The organism is Corynebacterium breve (assembly GCF_030252165.1).
GTDB lineage: Bacteria > Actinomycetota > Actinomycetes > Mycobacteriales > Mycobacteriaceae > Corynebacterium > Corynebacterium breve.
In genome coordinates, this window is sequence record NZ_CP126969.1 from 2,275,541 (window position 1) to 2,294,024 (window position 18,484).

Below are 18,484 nucleotides of genomic sequence, written 5' to 3' on the forward strand. Positions count from 1 at the left end.
GGTTGCCACTAGCCGATAATGCGGCCGTTGTCGTCATAGCGGTAGAAACCCTCGCCCGCCTCGGCGCCGGTCTTTCCTTCGGCAATCTTGTCCTCAAGGAACTTCACAAAGGTCTCCTCCCACGGCTGCGACGGCGCGCCGTGAGATTTGCGCACTGCCAGCACGGTGCGCAAACCGACGCGATCCATGATCTGGAATGGACCAGAAGGAGCGCCGGTGGAGTTGCGCCAGTTCATGTCGATGTCAGCCGGATCAGCAACGCCATTGGCAAAGAGGTACTGGCCCGCCTGCAGGAATGGAACTAGCAAGGTGTTCAGGACGTAGCCTGGCTGTTCCTTGCGAAGGCGGATCGGAACCATCTTGATCTGCTCGGCGAACGCCGCTACTTGGTCAACGAGCTCAGGACGTGTACCCGCATGTGGCATGACCTCAGCGGTGTTCTGAATCCAGATGTGGTTGGCAAAGTGCAATGCCAAGAACCGCTCTGGGTATCCACAAGCATCGGCAAAGGAGCTCGGCAGCAGCGTGGAGGTGTTTGTGGCAAAGATGGTGTGCTCTGGAGCCGCAGCTCCCACCTTGGACCAAACGTCGCGCTTGATGTCGATGTTCTCTGGAACCGCCTCGATGACAAGATCGGCCCGCTTTGCGGCTTCTTCCAGATCAGTTGTCAAAGTGATGCGATTTAGTGCGTCCGCAACCGCCTGATCGGTGGCCTCAGGCATCTCGGCGTTGTACTGCTGCGCGATCCCCTCGAAGCGAGTCTTCGCTGCTGCCAACGCCTCGTCGCTGATGTCCCACGACACTACGTTGAACCCCGCGTGTGCGGTACAGAAAGCGATCTGGGCACCGAGGACTCCCGCCCCGAGAACTGCCACGTTATTGATTTACACTGAACTCAATCTCCTCTTCGCCTCACCTTGTAAGGAGGCGTACTTTACAAAAATCCGGATCAGGACAAGATCCACAGTACGCCTGAATAAAAGCGGCGACAGCTGCTAGAAGGAAGAATTGTCGGCTAAAACTCGAGGGTGAAATCGTGGGCTTTGGCGTCGTCGATAAGCGAGCGTAACGCGGCCGAATCTGCGGTGAGAGTGACAAGCTTTTCCCGCAGTTTTTCCGCGGGCTCCTGCAAGCCGCTGGCGGAAAAGAGGTTGGCGGAGCATTCGAGGCTGAGCTCGGCGGGGACATCATCGCGTTCGATGAGCCAGACGGCGACCCGCTCCCAGAAGTAGCCGCTGGGGATGTAGCCGGCATCGATGATGGTGGCCTCGACATCGGTGGAGCCGGCCTCCAAGAGGACGGAGTGCCCACCGATGAACTCGACAAGTTCAATTCTGGTTGCCATGGCACTCCACCTTACCGCTTGTGGTACAAACGCTTTCGCCAGTACTGCGGATCACAGGTGACTAGGACGCCCAGGTTGCGGAAGATGCCTTCGTCGACACTTCCCAGGATGGTGGTGGTGTGCGCGTCGCAGCCCGCAAGCGTTTTCAGCTGCGCGAGCGCCTGGCGGGACTCATCGTTGTGAGCTGCAGAGACACTCAGCGCAATGAGAACCTCGTCGGTGTGGAGGCGCGGGTTCGACGAACCGAGGTGGGTGGTCTTCAGCGTCTGGATCGGCTCGATTGATTCCGGCGAAAGCAGGAGGGTTTCCTTGTCGATTCCGGCAAGGTACTTCAGCGCGTTCAGCAACACCGCAGCGGAAGGACCGAGCAGCTCGGAGGTCTTGCCGGTGACGATCGTGCCATCGGGAAGCTCCAGGGCTGCGCCCGGTTGGCCGGTGGTCTCGGCGATCTCGCGCGCTGGGGCGATCACGCGTCGCTCGTCCTCAGTGCAGCCGGCTTTCTGCATGACTAGGGCGATGCGGGAGCTGACGGTGTCGTCTGTGTCTTCGCGGCGCTCGTCGACAAGCGCTTTGAAGTAGCGGCGGATGATCTCCTGACGTGCAGCCTCGCGACAGGCGGAGTCGTCGGAGATGCAATGGCCCGCCATATTCACGCCCATGTCGGTTGGAGAATGGTACGGGGTGGTGCCGGTGACCTTCTCTAGCAGCGCCTTGAGTAGCGGGAATACCTCGACGTCGCGATTGTAGCTGGTGACCTGCTCGTTGTACGCGGCGAGGTGGTACGGGTCGATGACGTTGATGTCGTCAAGGTCTGCGGTGGCAGCTTCGTAGGCAAGGTTGACAGGATGCTCGAGGGGGAGGTTCCAGATGGGAAACGTCTCAAATTTGGCGTAACCCGCAGGGATGCCGCGCTCGTGCTCGTGGTAAACCTGCGAGAGGCAGGTGGCCAGCTTGCCGGAGCCGGGTCCTGGCGCGGTCATGACGATAACGTCGCGAGTGGTTTCCACGTAGTCGTTGGCTCCGAAGCCGTCCGCAGATACGATGCGCTTGGTGTCGGTGGGATAGCCAGGGATAACGTGGTGGCGTGCGGTGGTCAGCCCGAGACGGTTGAGGCGATCAATGAACGCTTCGGCCTGTTCGTTGCCACTTTCCAGCTGCGTCATGACGACGTTGTTCACTAGGAATCCGCGGTCGCGGAACACATCGACCAGGCGCAGTACATCGTCTTCATAAGTAATGCCCAAGTCTGCCCGCTTCTTCTGTCGGGTCAGATCATGGGCATTGATGCAGACGATGATTTCCACATCGTCTTTGATGCGCTCCAGCATGGCGATCTTGTTATCCGGAGTGAATCCGGGCAAGACGCGGGAGGCATGGAAGTCGTCGAAAAGCTTGCCGCCCATCTCCAGGTAGAGCTTGCCGCCAATCTCAGCGCGTCGCGCGTTGATCTGCTCGGATTGCATGTGGATATAACGTTCCCGATCGAATCCGATGCGGTGCGGCATGGCGAGTGGCCTCCCCAACTACAGGTAATATTTACCCGGCCATAGTACCGCACATGACCGGGTAAATATTAAGCCGCAAATTACGCGAGGTTTTCGCGCTGCTTGAACTCGCGACGACGCGCGTGCAGGATCGGCTCAGTGTAGCCAGATGGAGACTCGGTGCCCTTCAGGATCAGGTCCTTCGCAGCCTGGAAACCGATGGATGCTTCGAAGTCAGCGGCCATTGGCTTGTAGAACGGATCGCCCTCGTTCTGCTTATCGACGACTACTGCCATACGCTCCAGCGCCTCGACGATATCCTGCTCGCTGACGATGCCGTGAGTCATCCAGTTAGCCAGCAGCTGGGAAGAGATACGCAGGGTTGCGCGGTCTTCCATCAGGTCGATGTCGTGAATGTCTGGAACCTTGGAGCAGCCGACACCCTGTTCGACCCAGCGGACAACATAGCCCAGGATGGACTGGCAGTTGTTGTCCAGCTCTTCGCGCTTCTCCGCCTCGGACCAGTTGGTGTCCGGGGAGACTGGGACGGTGAGCAGCTCGTGGAAACGCTCGCGGCGGCCCTGGGAGCGCAGGTTGTCCTGGACGCCGACGACATCGACCAAGTGGTAGTGGGTTGCGTGCAGGGTTGCGCCGGTTGGGGAAGGAACCCAGGCGGTGTTTGCGCCTTCGCGTGGCTGGCCGATCTTGGTCTTCACCATGTCTGCCATGAGCTCGGTTGCAGCCCACATGCCCTTACCAATCTGTGCCTTTCCTGGCAGCGCGTGTGCCAGACCAGCATCGACGTTGTTATCCTCGTAAGCCTGCTTCCATGGGGAGGTCTGCATGTCAGCCTTGCGAACCATGGCGCCTGCCTGCATAGAGGTGTGGATCTCGTCGCCGGTGCGGTCGAGGAAGCCGGTGTTGATGAATACCAGGCGGTCTGCAGCCTCAACGATGCAGGCATCCAAGTTGACGGAGGTGCGACGCTCTTCGTCCATGACGCCGACCTTGACGGTGTACTCCTCCAGGCCGAGGATCTTTTCCACGCGGGCAAAGATCTCGTTGGTGAAGGCAACTTCCTCTGGGCCGTGCTGCTTTGGCTTCACGATGTAGATGGAGCCGGTGCGGGAATTGCGGCGCTCGTTGGCCATGTCCAGGCCAGGCAGTGCTGCGGCGACGGTGATGACTGCGTCCATGAGACCTTCGAAGACCTCTTCGCCGTCGATCAGAATCGCTGGGTTGGTCATCAGGTGGCCAACGTTGCGGCACAGGAGCATGGAACGACCATGAAGGCGGCCTTCGGAGCCGTCCTTTGCGTTGTAGCGGACGTCGTCGGAAAGCACGCGCTCAAAGGTCTTCTCACCCTTGGTCACGGTCTCGGAGATGTTGCCGGTGTTCAGGCCGTACCAGGTCTGGTAACCCAGGGTCTTGTCGGTGCCGTCAACTGCTGCAACGGAGTCTTCAAAGTCCATGATGGCGGAGACGGCTGCTTCGAGGATGACGTCGCAAACGCCAGCCTTGTCGGTCTTGCCTACTGGGTGCTCTGGGTCGATCTTGATGATCGCGTGCAGGCCGTGATGGCGCAGGACGATGCCGGTTGGGTTCTCGATGTCGCCCTGGTAGCCAACGTAGTTCTCTGGGTCTTCCAGCTCGAACTGCTCGCCAGCGACGGTGACCTTGAGGGTGCCGTCGGTGACATCGTACTTCTCTACCTTTGCGTGGGAGGTTCCATTCAGGCGTGCGATTTCGTCGAGAAGCGTGCGAGACCAAGCGATGACGCGGTCGCCGCGGACTGGGTTGTAACCCTTGCCCTGCTCGGCGCCGCCTTCCTCGGAGATGACGTCGGTTGCGTAGAGCGCATCGTAGAGGGAGCCCCAGCGAGCGTTCGCTGCGTTGATCGCGAAACGTGCGTTGGTGATCGGAACGACCAGCTGTGGGCCGGCGATGGTGGAGAACTCTTCGTCGACGTTGGTGGTGCGGATCGGGGTGTCTTCAGGACGTTCGACCAGGTAGCCGATTTCGCGCAGGAACTGCTCGTGCTCTGCTGGATCTGGCTGGCCAGGGTTGTCGCGGTAGTGCTGGTCCAGGGTGGTCTGCAGCTCGTCGCGGCGTGCCAGCAGTTCGCGGTTACGCGGGGTCAGATCCTTCAGGTACTGGGCGAACTGTGCCCAGAAGCCCTCGGCTTCGATGTTGATCGCAGGCAAGAGGGTGCCGTTGACAAAGTCGTAAAGTGGGCGAGCTACCTGGAGGCCAGCTGCTTCAACACGCTCGGTGCGATCCTCGAAACCATTCGGGTTCATTGCAGTCATTGCAGGGTCCTTTCGGAAAGAAATCTTGGGGAGGTATGGCCCCAAGACTAAGTGATGCGGGTCACGGGGTAAATGATTCGAGTCGCACACCACGTTCAGGCACCCCCGAACTCCCACATAACGCTGTGGAAAGATGCCCGAATTTCAAGTAGCAGAATTGTAAGTAATACTTACTAGCTTTGCTAAATCTGCAACTAGACCGCTATATACAGCGTATTTAATTCTGGTCTAGTCCTTTTATTTCTTCGCAAACTTAGCAAAAATGGCCATATCCCCCCACACGAAAACTAACATCACCACATCATTGACGTGACCTAGGTCATCTGTGGATACTAGCTATCAAGACCTCAACGGTCGTGACGTGATTCACACGAAACGATCACGGGTAATTCTTCACACATACTCCCTTTAATCCCTTGAGGAAAGGACAATCCATGACCACCACCGGACAGGCACGTACCGCAGCAGAAATCCAGAAGGATTGGGACACCAACCCACGCTGGGAAGGCATCACCCGCAACTACACCGCAGAGCAGGTTGAAGCACTGCAGGGCCAGGTCATCGAGGAGCACACCCTCGCACGTCGCGGCGCTGAAATCCTCTGGGAGGAAGTAACCAAGGGCGACGGCCACTACATCAACGCACTGGGCGCACTCACCGGTAACCAGGCAGTTCAGCAGGTCCGCGGTGGCCTGAAGGCTGTTTACCTCTCCGGTTGGCAGGTAGCTGGTGACGCAAACCTTTCCGGCCACACCTACCCAGACCAGTCCCTGTACCCAGCAAACTCCGTTCCTAACGTTGTTCGCCGCATCAACAACGCACTGCTTCGCGCAGACGAGATCTCCCGCGTCGAGGGCGACGACTCCGTTGACAACTGGCTCGTTCCAATCGTTGCTGACGGTGAGGCTGGCTTCGGTGGCGCACTGAACGTATACGAACTGCAGAAGGCAATGATCAACGCTGGTGCAGCAGGTACCCACTGGGAAGACCAGCTCGCATCCGAGAAGAAGTGTGGCCACCTCGGCGGCAAGGTTCTGATCCCAACCCAGCAGCACATCCGCACCCTGACCTCCGCTCGCCTGGCAGCAGACGTTGCTAACACCCCAACCGTCATCATCGCTCGTACCGACGCTGAGGCTGCAACCCTGATCACCTCCGACGTTGATGAGCGCGACAAGCCATTCATCACCGGCGACCGCACCGCAGAGGGCTACTACCAGGTACAGAACGGCCTGGAGCCTTGCATCGCTCGTGCGAAGTCCTACGCTCCATACGCAGACATGATCTGGATGGAGACCGGTACCCCAGACCTCGAGCTGGCGAAGAAGTTCGCAGAGGGCGTCAAGTCTGAGTTCCCAGACCAGCTGCTCTCCTACAACTGCTCCCCATCCTTCAACTGGTCCGCACACCTCGACGCAGACGAGATCGCAAAGTTCCAGAAGGAACTCGGCGCAATGGGCTTCACCTTCCAGTTCATCACCCTGGCTGGCTTCCACGCACTCAACTACTCCATGTTCGACCTGGCTTACGGCTACGCACGCGACGGCATGACCTCCTTCGTCGACCTGCAGAACCGCGAGTTCAAGGCAGCAGAAGAGCGCGGCTTCACCGCTGTCAAGCACCAGCGCGAGGTTGGTGCAGGCTACTTCGACAACATTGCAACCACCGTGGATCCAAACTCCTCCACCACCGCACTGAAGGGCTCCACCGAGGAAGGCCAGTTCTAGTTTCTCACTAGACACCGTCTAACGATGGGCCCAGAGAGGCCAGATAGGGAGGTCGCGGTAACGCGAGCCTCCCTTTCGCCATTTTCCACACAGAAAGAGAACACTCATGGAATCCTGCATGCTAACCGCTGATATCGCTGACGTGTACGGCGATAACATCCAAAGCTGCGATACTCAGTTCAACAACTACGGCGGCAAGACCACTTTTTGCGGCCCGATCACCACAGTGAGCTGCTTCCAAGACAACGGGCTAGTAAAGAAGATTCTCAACAGCCCGAATCCTGGTGGAGTGCTCGTCGTGGACGGTTACGGAAGCGTACACACCGCGTTGATGGGTGACATGATCGCCGCAGCCGCAGTGAAGAACGGCTGGGCGGGTGTCATCATCCACGGCGCGATCCGCGACTCAGCAGCTGTCGCCGAGATGGACCTTGGCGTGAAGGCGCTGGGCACCAATCCGCGCAAATCCTCCAAGGAAGGCATTGGCCACGTGGACGCTTCCGTCTCGTTCGGTGGAATCACATTCCACCCGGACCACTTCGTCTACGCAGACGCTGACGGGATCGTCGTCACGCCGGAGCCGATTCATCAAGACTAGGCAGCATGGATAGACTGACCTTCATGCCTGAAGGTCACGTCATCCACCGCCTTGCCAACACGCTGAACGAAGACTTCCGCGGCAAAGACCTGCAGGTCACCAGCCCGCAAGGGCGGTTTGCCGCGGAAGCAGCGCTTCTCGACGAACACTCCATCGCCCGCGCTGAGACCTTTGGCAAGCACCTCTTCGTTGATTTTGACATCGATCACCCAGAGCACATCGTCTACATCCACCTCGGTCTCATCGGCACCCTCCGATTCGAGCCGCTGGAAGACTATTGGGGACAAATGCGACTGCGCATCGCCACCGACACGCAGGCCGCCAATTTGCGCGGCCCCCAATTCTGTCGCCTCATCACCGACGCAGAAATGCAAGCGATCGTGGATCGTACCGGTGAAGATCCACTTCGCGCTGACGCCCGCCCTGCGGAATTGTGGCCGCGTGTGAAGCGCTCCAAGCGCAGTATCGGATCGCTCCTGATGGATCAGAAATACTTCGCAGGCGTGGGCAATATCTACCGCGCAGAGACACTCTTTCGCTTGGGGGTGTCGCCTTTCGCGGCGGGGTCGTCGTTAAGCACTGAGCTTTTCGACGAAATCTGGGCCGACCTCGTTCACCTCATGCGCATCGGCGTGGAACGCGGGCGCATCGACACTGTGCGCGACGAGCACCTGCCCGAGGCGATGGGAAGGGAACCTCGCAAAGATGATCACGGTGGCGAAGTGTACGTGTATCGACGTGCAGGGCTGCCGTGTTATGTGTGCGGGGCGCCGATCATGGAAAAGGTGATGGAGGGGCGCAATTTGTTCTGGTGCCCGTCGTGCCAACAACGCTAGTGTCGGGGGTATGAGCTACCTCTTCACTGCCGACGAAATTCGTGCCGCCGAAAAGCCACTGCTTGACGCACAGGGGTTTCCCGATCAGCTGATGCAGTCCGCTGCTCATGCCGTTTTCGAGGTTGCCCAGGCAATGCTCGAATGGCCTGAGCATTGGGTTTCCGAGCACGTCGACGACCGCAACCGCGTGCTTATTCTCGCTGGTAGCGGCGGAAACGGCGGTGACGCTTTATACGCCGGCGCGGAGTTGGCGCGGGCAGGCCACCCGGTAGATGTTTGGCTGACCTCGGGGGAGAGTCATCACGGTTCGCTTCTGCAAAACCGTCTGGGTGGCCAGACGCTTTTGCAGAACCCAACTGCGGACACCATCGATCCCCGGCACTACAAGCTCGCAATCGACGGAATCACCGGCATCGGCGGCCGCGGCGGCCTCAGCGAAGAAGTGGGCGAAGTCCTCAAAGCGCTCAAGGCCTGGTACGTGGACATTCTGTCCGTCGATGTGCCCAGCGGAGTCAACGCGGACACCGGTGAAGCCTATGACATACACGTCGAAGCCGACGTCACGGTGACATTCGGTGGGTGGCGCCGTGCCCACGCACTCGCACCAGAATGCGGCATCCAGTTGCTGTCGGACATCGAAATCCCGGGGCACAAACTTTCCGACGAACTGCACAGCAACCTCGGCAAAGGTGAGCTCGCCTACCTGGGCTCGCGGGCGATCGTTCCTGATCACGCCTGGCCGGACGGCATCTCGCCCCTGAGCCATGAGAACGTGAATCACTACGAACCTGGCCCGCACGATGATAAGTACACCGGCGGAGTCGTCGGAATTCGTGCTGGCAGTGGCAAGTATCCCGGCGCGGCGATCCTCGCGACCGCAGGTGCTGTCAACGCCACCCCGGCGATGGTGCGTTACGTCGGCCCACAAGCTCTTGAGGTGGTCCGCGCGCACCCGGAGGTAGTGGTCACCGAAACGCTTGCCGACGCTGGCCAGGTCCAAGCCTGGGTCTTCGGCCCCGGTGCCGGGACCGACCGCACTGACGAGCTGGCCGAGTTGCTTGCTCGCGATACGCCGCTGCTCATCGATGCCGACGGCATCACGCTGATCGCAGAAAGTGCTGAGCTTCAGAAACAGCTGACTCGTCGTGAAGCAATCACGGTGCTCACCCCGCACGACGGCGAGTTCGTCCGCCTGCGCGAAGCACTCGGTCTTGCTCCTGGTGATCGCTTGGCGGAGACCGAAGCAATGGCCCAGCATCTCGGGTGCGCCGTGTTGCGCAAAGGTCGCGCGACCATCATTGTCGAGCAGCCTTGCGATGACGTGCAGACGCACGTCCATATCGTCGACGCCGGAAACTCATGGGCCGCAACACCAGGGTCCGGCGATGTTCTCGCAGGACTCATGGGTGCATTCATGGCCCGCGCCGGAGCCGAGTTTCCCAAAGCATCGCAGTATTCGTTGTCCCAGGCTGTCACTGTGCACGCCCGAGCAGCCCATTTGTCGGCGCAGACGGAGTTTGGGGCGGGGGTGTCGTCGGCAAGCAAAATTGCGGACGCCGTGCCAAGCGCAATCGCGCAGCTTGCCTATCGACGATTCTGAGGCCACACCCACGTCATCGCCGCCCAGATTGCGCCGACGACCGGTGACAAAATGATTAGGTACACGGGCCACGGGCCGAAGAAATCGAGGATGGAGACACCACGCGGTTTGCCGGCAAGGAAGCTGTAGTTCCCGCCGGTGCGCTTATTCATATTGGCGGAAAACACAGCCCACACAACACTAATTCCGCAGGTAATACGCCAATCGCGCCAGCTTGGACGGTAGCCAAGGCCGAATGTGAGGACCACCGGGGCCACAAGCGCAACCGCGTGGAAGTACCAGTAGGCGAGTTCCTGAAGGCGGGGCCGGTCGAGGACGTACGCCATGTCCGGGGTAAGCAACGCCATCGAGTTCAGCAGCGTGCCCCAGTAGTACGACAATCCGGTGGCGGTTGGGTTGCCGGTGGCCACCGCGAGCGGAGTGATCACCCGGAGGCAATCACTGACGTGGAATGGCGCGGTCTCATCCCACACAATGCGCGATGGGTGCAATACATACGAGTAATACGCCACGACGAGGATCCCCATTATGGCGCCGGCGACCATACGCGCGGACTTCACAACTGATTTCGGCAATCTTTTCACCGTTACAACCAGGATTCCGGACACGATGATGACCAGTACTACAGCCGCGAGATGAGTGCGGTCGAACTGTGTGATCGTCGGATAGGTCTTGCCGGTGTGCCGGGAAGTCCACGGTTGAGGTTGAAAAGGCACGATAAAGATAGTACTCAATCGGCCCGAAGTGTCGGGACCAGGTCGCGGACGATCGCATTGGTCCCCAATTGGACTAGCATTGCAGTATGAGTGATTTCCCAGCCGTCATCGTCGGTGCTGGTCAGGCCGGTCTCGCCACCGCGTACTACTTGCGAAAACTGGGCATCGAGCCAGTGCTATTGGACAACCAGCTCGGCCCGGGTGGCGCGTGGCAACAGTATTGGGAATCGCTGACGTTGTTTTCCTCCGCCGGGTTTTCCAACCTGCCCGGGATGCCGATGCCAGCCTATGACGGTTTTCCGCCTCGCGACCATGTGATTGACTATTTTACTGCCTGGGAAGAGCGCTATAAGTTTGATATTCGCAGGCCGGTGAACGTGAGCAAGGTTGACCACAACGGGGAGCTTTTCGAGGTCACAGCAGGCGTGGTGTCCTCTGGGCAGAAGCAGGTGTACACAGCCGATAACGTAGTGATGGCAACCGGCAATTGGTCGTCCCCATTTGTGCCTGCGGTGCCGGGTTCGATCACAGGCCAGATGTGGCATTCGGCAAACTACCCAGGCAAAGACACTTTCCGCGGGACTCGGGTGGCAGTGGTGGGCGGTGCTAACTCCGGTGCACAGATCGCGGCAGAACTAACCGAAGTTGCAGATGTCATCTGGCTGACCACCCACGAGCCACGCTGGATGCCCGATGACGTGGACGGCTCAGTGCTGTTTAAACGCAATCGCGAACGCTACCTGGCGATTTCCCGCGGTGAAGCAGACCCCGGTGGCGTGGAGAACCTGGGAGATATCGTGATGGTTCCGCCGGTGCTGCGAGCCCGCAATGAAGGCCGCTTGAAAGCCACCCCGATGGTGGACAGCCTCGATGAGCTCGACGTCGACCATCTCATCTGGTGCACCGGTTTCCGCCCGTCGGTTGGTCCCGTGCGCCACCTCCTCAACGGCTACGCACCGAAGGTCGAAGGGCTTTATCTCATCGGATTCTCCCAGGCCAATGGCCCCGGCGCAGACACCATCATGGGTGTGAGTCCTTTTGCGAAGCAGGCGGCATCGTCGATAAGCAAGCGCCTAAACCACAGTGGTGAGTAAGTAGACTGAGTGCTCGTTGGCGGTTACCGTGCGACGGTCTGCGTCTGGCACGAAGAACTCGCCTTCACCCACGATGGCATCACCGATCGCGATTTCACCCATGAGAACCAGTACTGATTCACATTTTGGTGCGTTGTGCTCGGAAGTTTCCGTGCCCTTTGCCAACGCGATTGCAGTCTGGCGGAGGTGCCCCTCGTTGATGATGATCTTGGCGGCGCGGCCGTGCGCGCTGTTGATGGCTTTGGCTAGTAAGTCGCGGGCTTTGGTATCCAGGTTGTCCATGGCCCCATCCTACCCATAATGTGAGGCGAGACACATTACATCTTTGCCGCGTTATCGCCGACACTCACCGGCTACCTTTCGCCTCACACGTTGAAAGATCGTACCGTTGGGCGCGTGCGCCACACAAAGTTTCCATTTCTCCCGCTCACCGCGATGGGTTTCGCCGCGTTTGTTTACGTCACTTTCGAGATGTTCGCCGTCGGCCTGATCACCCCGATGTCACGCGATCTGAATGTCACCGAAGGGCAGATCGGCCTGCTCATGACGGTATATGCCGGCATCGTTGCGGTGGTGACCATCCCGATTATGTACTTCACGCGTACCTGGAATCGCAAGCCTTTGTTCATCGCCACGCTGGGGTTCCTGCTCGCAGGCATTGTCCTGCAGGCCACGGCCCCGAACTACGCGGTGCTCGTCGTCGCTAGGGCCACTGCGGCTCTTACCCACGGCCTATTTTGGTCCCTGGTCAACGCCATGGCCGCACGCCTCGCCCCGGCGGGTTCAGCTGGAAAAGCAATCGGCCTAGTGTCCCTGGGCTCAACGATGGCGCTGGTTATCGGCTCACCACTGGCATCATTTTTCGGCGGAATCCTCGGGTGGCGCACGACGACATGGCTGCTTGGCATTCTCATTGCGGTTGCCGTTGCCGCGCTGTTTTTGAGCTTGCCGACGATGCCAGCGCTCATCTCACCCTCGCGCGACAAAACAGCTTCTCGACGAAGCGCTCTCCCCTCGCTTGCCATTTACGTCGGCCTGGTTGTCACGGCCGCATTTGCCGCGTATACATTCCTCGGCCTCATCGTCGAGGTCTCGGCGGGCCCAAGCTTCGTCCCGGTTGGTCTGGCAGCATTCGGCACCTTCGGCATCGTCGGAGTTCTCGTGGCGACTCGCCTGGTAGATCGCCGCATGATCAGACTCAATGTCTTCGTGCCAGTGATGCTGGTCGTCGCTGCGGTTCTCGGTTTCGCAGCATTTAGCGTTTCGGGTGCGCTGGCCGTTGTACTGATCGGTGTCATGATCACCGTCTTCGGAATCGGCTACGGCGCTCTCCCCACAGTGGCCACGACCATTTTTTGCACGCCGGAAGCGAGAACCAAGACCGTGCTTCATCGATCTACGTGGTCACCTACCAGGTGGGCATCGCTACCGGTTCCGCCCTGGGAGCAGTGATCGTGGATGCCGGATACATCCCCGGCACTTTACTGATGATGGGACTCCTTGCCATGCTCGCAGGTGGTGCGCTTATTTTCTGGTCGCGCCCTCTGCTGCGGTAGCGAAGCCTGCTGGTTGGAACAAATACAAACACTATGACTTCCAATACAACAGCAATTGCTAGCTCTTTTGCTTTCGTGCAGGCCACAAACGTCATACTCCGTGCTGGGACTGACAGCAACAAACACATTTGGGTTCCTGTTAGACTCCAGCTAAAGGTTTTACGTGTCGATTCAATAAACTCACGAACGCTACACTGCTCTAGGATGGTGCGAATCGTACCTAGAGAAGACGCGGGCCGCTTGTAATTGCTAGCATCCTCCAGCTTCGAACATAGAATTACTAACAATGGATTTTCGCCAGTTGCAATACTTCATTGCCGTCGCCGAAGAACTCCACTTCGGGTACGCGGCGCAGCGATTGCACATGTCTCAACCGCCCCTTTCTAACGCCATAAGGAAGTTTGAAAGCGAACTGGAAGTGACTTTGTTTGACCGAAGTTCACGGTCAGTTTCGTTGACACCCGCGGGTTCATTCCTCCTCCCACGGGCGAAGCAAATTGTTCGAGAAGTAGACGATTTGAAGACTGCATTGTCAACTTTTGGTCAACAAGAACCAATTTCAGTACGCATCGGATTCGTTGGGACAGCTTCCTATCAAATCATGCCCGAAGTACTTCGCGTTGCATCAGTAGAGAGGCCACATCTTTCTATAGAGGTACATGGGGAAATGGTTGCCCCAAACGTTGAGCGATCCTTGATTCATGGCGAACTTGATTTTGCGGTAGTTCGCCTACCTTCTGAAAACCCCCTGATCGAAGCAAAAGTATTACGTTCTGATCGATTCGTACTCGCGATGCCACGTCATCACCGGTTGTTGACTGGTGGGAAATCGCCAACACTCAAAGATCTGCAAGGCGAGGATTTTGTAGCGTATGAGTCAAGCACGGCTGCCGCCAGGGTTCTAGACGCCGACGGCATCTTTAGACGAATCGTTCCACGCAGAATCACAAAGGTCCAAGAGACGTCAACGTTTCTTGCATTGGTTACTGCTGGAATCGGAATTGGATTCATTCCCGAATATGCCTACCCGCTCAACGATTCTTCGCTTGTGTACCAACAGCTGCCTGGTTTGCCTTCTATAGATCTCGCGTTAGCCTGGCGCAAAGGCCTAGAAAACCCGCTTCACTCCTACATTGACTCATTGATGCAAAGAGTGATAGCGGGTTCTAGCGATGCGAGTTCTGATTAACCTTCTTTTGCCAGAAGGATTCAACACTTAATTAGTCGAAGACTGGCGACTCAGCCCGCGAGCCGACTTGAGTTTTCTTGCCTTCAAATACATCTTCAGAGTTAAGACTTTGGTCCAAAGAATGGATTTCCTCGAACTGTTCGCGATCATCGTGATACAAATTCTCTGCCTCCACACTGATCCCGATAGTTTTCTGCTTCGCTGCAAGCCAGGAAACCAAGAATGGGGTAACAAATGCGGTTACAACAACAGCAGCGGCAATCTGGGCCGTTGCCTCATTCTGGATCGCTAAGTAGGTTGAGTCGATCGAAGCGATCGCTGCCGGTGTCGCAATAGCGTTTCCTGCGACGGCAGATTCAGCAGCTCCCGATATGACATTGCGAGTAGGTCGTGGATGTCGCCGAACACGATGCCACACATAGACGAGAAGTACGCATACGCCACCAGAAACTGCGACTGTCACCAGTCCGAGCAAAATGCCGATGGCACCAGATGTCACCAGAACGCGGAAATCGATCCCAGCACCCAACGCGAACGCGACAAACGGGATAATCAATTTCTCACCTGGTGCTAGGAACTCTCGCGTCAAGCTCGATGTATTTCCTAGAATGAATCCCAAGATCATTGGGAACACCGCAGCAAACAACGCTGTCAGCGGAAACTCAGCCAGACCAGCTGCACCTAGCGCCACCATCGTTAGAAATGGCCCGTCATTCACTGACAGGACAGAAATCGCTCCTTTATCCGTCTTGGAACCGTACTGCGAAGTTAGAGCGACATAGAGTGACCCATTGGAGTTGGACATCGCCGCAATGATCGCCAGGGGCAACAGCCCCCATAAAGTTCCATTCGGCATTACGAAAGCAACAAACAATCCGAGGGCAACTGCGATTGCAAACTTAGAAACAGTTAAAATTACCCCTTTTTCAAGCGACGGTAGCGCAGACTTGATGCTTATTTGTGAACCAACCGAAACAAAGAACAATGCGATCAGTACGGCAGCGCCCTCCTTAAACAGTGCAGTCGTGAAACTTCCAATTTCAAGAGCCTGAGGGTAAAAGGTATTGACAAGGGCGCCCGCGAAAAGCGGAAGCACCATCAGCGCTCCGGGAATCTTTCCTAGTTGCTTAAGAACTGCGTCCATCTCTAACTCCAACTCCTATGACACGCCACACGGTATTTTCATTTTGTGACTTACGTCTATTTCTTGATGTGTGATGCTACGTACAGCTGAACTCAAAGAGAAATACCTATTCATGCGACCCGATACCGGATAGGTATCGATCATGGTTACGACTCTTTTTGCGAACAATCTGGCAAGCACGTCGGTTGTAAAGTGTCAAGGAATTTCCCTTTTGCCCATAACGGATTCACCATTTCGGCAGTGCTTTTATTGGTACCATTCCACCGCGTCAGCCCTACTAAGGTTCAATAACCAGGCTGCCGACATGGAGCGCGCCGAATGATACTCTCTTCGCTTGCATGCAGATGTCCGGCGGTCGACCCCACCTGAACTAAGCTTGGGAATGTCAGGTACCTTAGCTGGCTTCTACAAAAGCGTCTGGTTTTCCAGACGGTTTTGCGTAAGCAAGTCTAAGCAAGGATCATATTGTCGATCAGACGAACACCTTCAACCTCCGCCGCGACCAACGCCAACGCCGGCTCTTCGAGGGAAACGACGAGGGTATCGTCGTCAAGCTCAGCGAGAGAAGTCGGGGTGACCACCGTGATTCCCGGCGCGGCGGTGTGCGCTGCTGATGGCTTGAGCTAGGAGATCGCAGGCTTTCGTATCCAGGTTGTCCATGGCCCTTCTTGCGCGCAAATTACCACAAATGTGATACACCTCATATGGGCAAATATTGTGGACACCTGAGCTAAACTAATGAAACGTATTTCAGAAATCCCAGCGGATCGGAGTTCTTTTGTGACCAGCGCTGCAGCACCACTTTCCCAGCTATCCGTGGAGCTCTACGATTCTCTCGCTTCTACAACGCCCAGTAGATTCCCCGACGTTGACGAAGCATTCAGTGATTGGCATCGCACGGGCAACCCGCACTCGTTGGCCACGGCAGCTCAGCTCTTGGCGGGATATGGCGTCGCAGAACGCTCCTTTTCATCTCTCAGTTGCGGGATAATGCTAGGTTCGATGTCATCCCTGGCAACGAGTACTGACCCTTGCTACGAAGTGTTCGCTGACAGGGCAATTTACATTGCGCGACGTGGGGCACCTGCAATGTCGGAGAGCCTCAGCCGCATCGCTTTCCAGCTGCAAGAAACTGCACAGTCCATCAATCCGCGGATCGCCCGCGTCGATCACACTGTTGCATTGCATTTGGCCACTCACTACGGGAATGAGTTTCTGCCAGAAGGTACTTGGGAGCAGATGTACAGGGCAGTTTCAGCGCTCCATGAGAACAATCGACATGAAGACGTCATTGACTTTTTCGACGCGCTCAGCACGAATCTCAACATTAGTATGCGCAGTTCCGAATACCCTGTGTACATCCGACTTTTGTTTACTCTGCGGGACAGCCGTTATGCACTTGACAATGCTAAAGGCGCACAATCAATCAGCTCCAGCGCCGTGATGTGGGCAATGTTTGACGAAGACGGTGAGTTCACTGATATCACACAGCTTTACGACGACGACCTGATCCAGGAACTCCTCTTTGAGTTCGTGCGCACTCTCCACTTGATCGAAGTTGACGAGGCAGAGGAGCTAAAAGCTCTTCAACTGGCGCTATCGAGGCTCGCAGACCCTGTCTCACTTTCAATTGCTGCTCATCGCATGGGCAAAATCTTTTTCAATCAGGAAGATTTTTCCAAATCGTTCACTCACGCGCAACAGTCATTGAAGTTTGCTGAGGAGGCGAAAGACTATTGGGAAATCGAGAAGGCGATCCGTTTGCTTTCGGATTTGTTTGAAGTGGCCGGGGACCCTTCCCGCCAGGCGGGAATCCTCATCGAGGGCTTACATAAGATGCCGCTCACCACTGAAAGTGGCTTTAACGAGCACATGGCTGTATATCGGTTGAAATTCCGCCTCGCAGAGCTGAATGAAGGGGCTGGCCAAATAGCCAACGCAAAGAGTTTATTTCTACAGGCCGCAGAACACCTTGAAATGGCGCAAGAGGTGGAGTCAGCGCAAGAGTTGCGCGATCGAGCCACTCAGCTTTAGTTTCGCCTGGTTAAAAGTTATTCCCCCATCGCGGGGCCATAATTGAACATGCTCGATGGTCGCGAATCCGATTCGATATACGTTTCGGGGGTACTTCAAAGCGAAAACGAGGTGAAAAACTCCTGCATACGCGATCGCCAGTACAGTTTCCAGAGAAATGTAAGCGCAACTCTACTAGCCTTATCTTCGTCTTGGCTTCACATGCATAACCGCTATTGACCTCAACAGGGAGTGGCACCAGAATAGTCCGTTTTCATGTGTCGTCGTGCCGTTAGATTCTTGCGCACACCGCGTCGAGGAAGGACTTGGATGACGAATCCTTTTACCCCGCCAGAACCCCACCACGATGGCGGGTTTACTCCACCACCGAGCCAACCCGGACCGGTCTCGTCTTCAGGCGCGCCCTTCAGCCTCCCTTCCGACTCGCAAAGCACTGGGGTACCAGCTTTCGGGGTACCTGACGGTTCGTCGCAAAGCAGCTTTCCGCAACCAGGCTCAACCTCGGCTCTATCGGCTTCCGCTGGCCCGTGGTTGCCTGCTCTCGGCGCGGCACTGACTGCAGTGGCGGGAATCGTGTTCACGATCATCACGGGCGTTACTTCTACGTCGACTGAGTCGGCTTGGCTTTGGCTCTCGCTCACTGCGTGGTTCCTGGCGGGTGTCTTGACGTTTATCTTGCTTGGCTTCTACACACTGATCGATACGCGCAGGCAGGCGGAGTCATTCTATATCTCCAATACGTTGCAAACATTTGTTGTGCGCGCAGCACTTGGTTTGGGCGTGATTGGCGTGATTGTTTCGGCGATTCAGATCGCTTTCTGGTTTGGCAAAGCATTCGGTGGTTAGCGATCG

At 57.1% G+C, this 18,484-nt stretch carries 16 protein-coding genes and 1 pseudogene; 9 read left to right on the plus strand and 8 right to left on the minus strand.

Annotated elements, in window-relative coordinates; translation table 11 throughout:
• Positions 1-8 precede the first annotated feature (8 nt).
• The 4 genes from QP027_RS10985 to glcB all read right to left on the minus strand — a co-directional run bounded on the left by QP027_RS10985 (position 9) and on the right by glcB (position 5,138).
• A complete protein-coding gene (locus tag QP027_RS10985; protein WP_284827036.1) occupies positions 9-884 on the minus strand; it encodes a 3-hydroxyacyl-CoA dehydrogenase in 876 nt (291 codons plus the stop codon).
• A gap of 131 nt (positions 885-1,015) precedes the next feature.
• The gene (locus tag QP027_RS10990) at positions 1,016-1,345 is read right to left on the minus strand and encodes a hypothetical protein (RefSeq protein ID WP_284824799.1); all 330 of its coding nucleotides are present in this window, start codon (positions 1,343-1,345) and stop codon (positions 1,016-1,018) included.
• A gap of 11 nt (positions 1,346-1,356) precedes the next feature.
• Complete coding sequence (locus tag QP027_RS10995; protein ID WP_284824801.1) at positions 1,357-2,850, minus strand: DUF1846 domain-containing protein; 1,494 nt, start codon at positions 2,848-2,850, stop codon at positions 1,357-1,359.
• An 80-nt stretch (positions 2,851-2,930) separates the two neighbouring features.
• Positions 2,931-5,138, minus strand: a complete 2,208-nt coding sequence (glcB, locus tag QP027_RS11000) for a malate synthase G (protein ID WP_284824803.1) — start codon at positions 5,136-5,138, stop codon at positions 2,931-2,933.
• Between the two features lie 434 nt (positions 5,139-5,572).
• Between glcB and aceA the strand changes: the two genes are divergently transcribed.
• The 4 genes from aceA (at position 5,573) to QP027_RS11020 (ending at position 9,899) form a co-directional block, all read left to right on the plus strand.
• Positions 5,573-6,865, plus strand: coding sequence for an isocitrate lyase (aceA, locus tag QP027_RS11005; protein WP_284824806.1), 1,293 nt, complete (start codon positions 5,573-5,575; stop codon positions 6,863-6,865).
• Between the two features lie 118 nt (positions 6,866-6,983).
• Positions 6,984-7,463, plus strand: coding sequence for a ribonuclease E activity regulator RraA (gene rraA / locus QP027_RS11010; protein ID WP_284824807.1), 480 nt, complete (start codon positions 6,984-6,986; stop codon positions 7,461-7,463).
• 23 nt (positions 7,464-7,486) lie between these two features.
• A complete protein-coding gene (locus tag QP027_RS11015; protein WP_284827037.1) occupies positions 7,487-8,299 on the plus strand; it encodes an Fpg/Nei family DNA glycosylase in 813 nt (270 codons plus the stop codon).
• Positions 8,300-8,309: 10 nt separating this feature from the next.
• Positions 8,310-9,899: an NAD(P)H-hydrate dehydratase gene (locus QP027_RS11020; protein WP_284824809.1), complete on the plus strand. Its 1,590-nt coding sequence runs from the start codon at positions 8,310-8,312 to the stop codon at positions 9,897-9,899.
• Here the strand turns inward: QP027_RS11020 and QP027_RS11025 are convergent.
• Complete coding sequence (locus QP027_RS11025) at positions 9,884-10,615, minus strand: YwaF family protein (RefSeq protein ID WP_284824811.1); 732 nt, start codon at positions 10,613-10,615, stop codon at positions 9,884-9,886. The two genes, QP027_RS11020 and QP027_RS11025, sit on opposite strands and share 16 nt — an antisense overlap.
• Positions 10,616-10,701: 86 nt before the next feature.
• On the opposite strand from QP027_RS11025, the gene QP027_RS11030 reads away from it, so the two are divergent.
• Entirely contained in the window at positions 10,702-11,709 is a 1,008-nt protein-coding gene (locus QP027_RS11030; RefSeq protein ID WP_284824813.1) for an NAD(P)-binding domain-containing protein, read from the plus strand.
• Here QP027_RS11030 and QP027_RS11035 read toward each other — a convergent pair.
• Positions 11,689-11,991: a cupin domain-containing protein gene (locus tag QP027_RS11035; RefSeq protein ID WP_284824815.1), complete on the minus strand. Its 303-nt coding sequence runs from the start codon at positions 11,989-11,991 to the stop codon at positions 11,689-11,691. The genes QP027_RS11030 and QP027_RS11035 overlap by 21 nt on opposite strands.
• Positions 11,992-12,144: 153 nt before the next feature.
• On the opposite strand from QP027_RS11035, the pseudogene QP027_RS11040 reads away from it, so the two are divergent.
• A pseudogene (locus QP027_RS11040) lies at positions 12,145-13,265 on the plus strand (MFS transporter).
• A gap of 286 nt (positions 13,266-13,551) precedes the next feature.
• Entirely contained in the window at positions 13,552-14,454 is a 903-nt protein-coding gene (locus QP027_RS11045; RefSeq protein ID WP_284824817.1) for a LysR family transcriptional regulator, read from the plus strand.
• Positions 14,455-14,485: 31 nt separating this feature from the next.
• Here QP027_RS11045 and QP027_RS11050 read toward each other — a convergent pair whose 3' ends face one another.
• Both QP027_RS11050 and QP027_RS11055 read right to left on the minus strand, forming a co-directional pair.
• Entirely contained in the window at positions 14,486-15,598 is a 1,113-nt protein-coding gene (locus tag QP027_RS11050; protein ID WP_284824819.1) for a 2-keto-3-deoxygluconate permease, read from the minus strand.
• A gap of 449 nt (positions 15,599-16,047) precedes the next feature.
• Positions 16,048-16,179 carry a hypothetical protein gene (locus QP027_RS11055; protein ID WP_284824821.1) on the minus strand — a complete coding sequence of 44 codons (132 nt, stop codon included), beginning with the start codon at positions 16,177-16,179 and terminating at the stop codon, positions 16,048-16,050.
• A 508-nt stretch (positions 16,180-16,687) separates the two neighbouring features.
• On the opposite strand from QP027_RS11055, the gene QP027_RS11060 reads away from it, so the two are divergent.
• Both QP027_RS11060 and QP027_RS11065 read left to right on the plus strand, forming a co-directional pair.
• Positions 16,688-17,632, plus strand: a complete 945-nt coding sequence (locus QP027_RS11060; protein WP_284824822.1) for a hypothetical protein — start codon at positions 16,688-16,690, stop codon at positions 17,630-17,632.
• Between the two features lie 309 nt (positions 17,633-17,941).
• Positions 17,942-18,478 carry a hypothetical protein gene (locus QP027_RS11065; RefSeq protein ID WP_284824824.1) on the plus strand — a complete coding sequence of 179 codons (537 nt, stop codon included), beginning with the start codon at positions 17,942-17,944 and terminating at the stop codon, positions 18,476-18,478.
• The last annotated feature ends 6 nt before the right edge of the window (positions 18,479-18,484 follow it).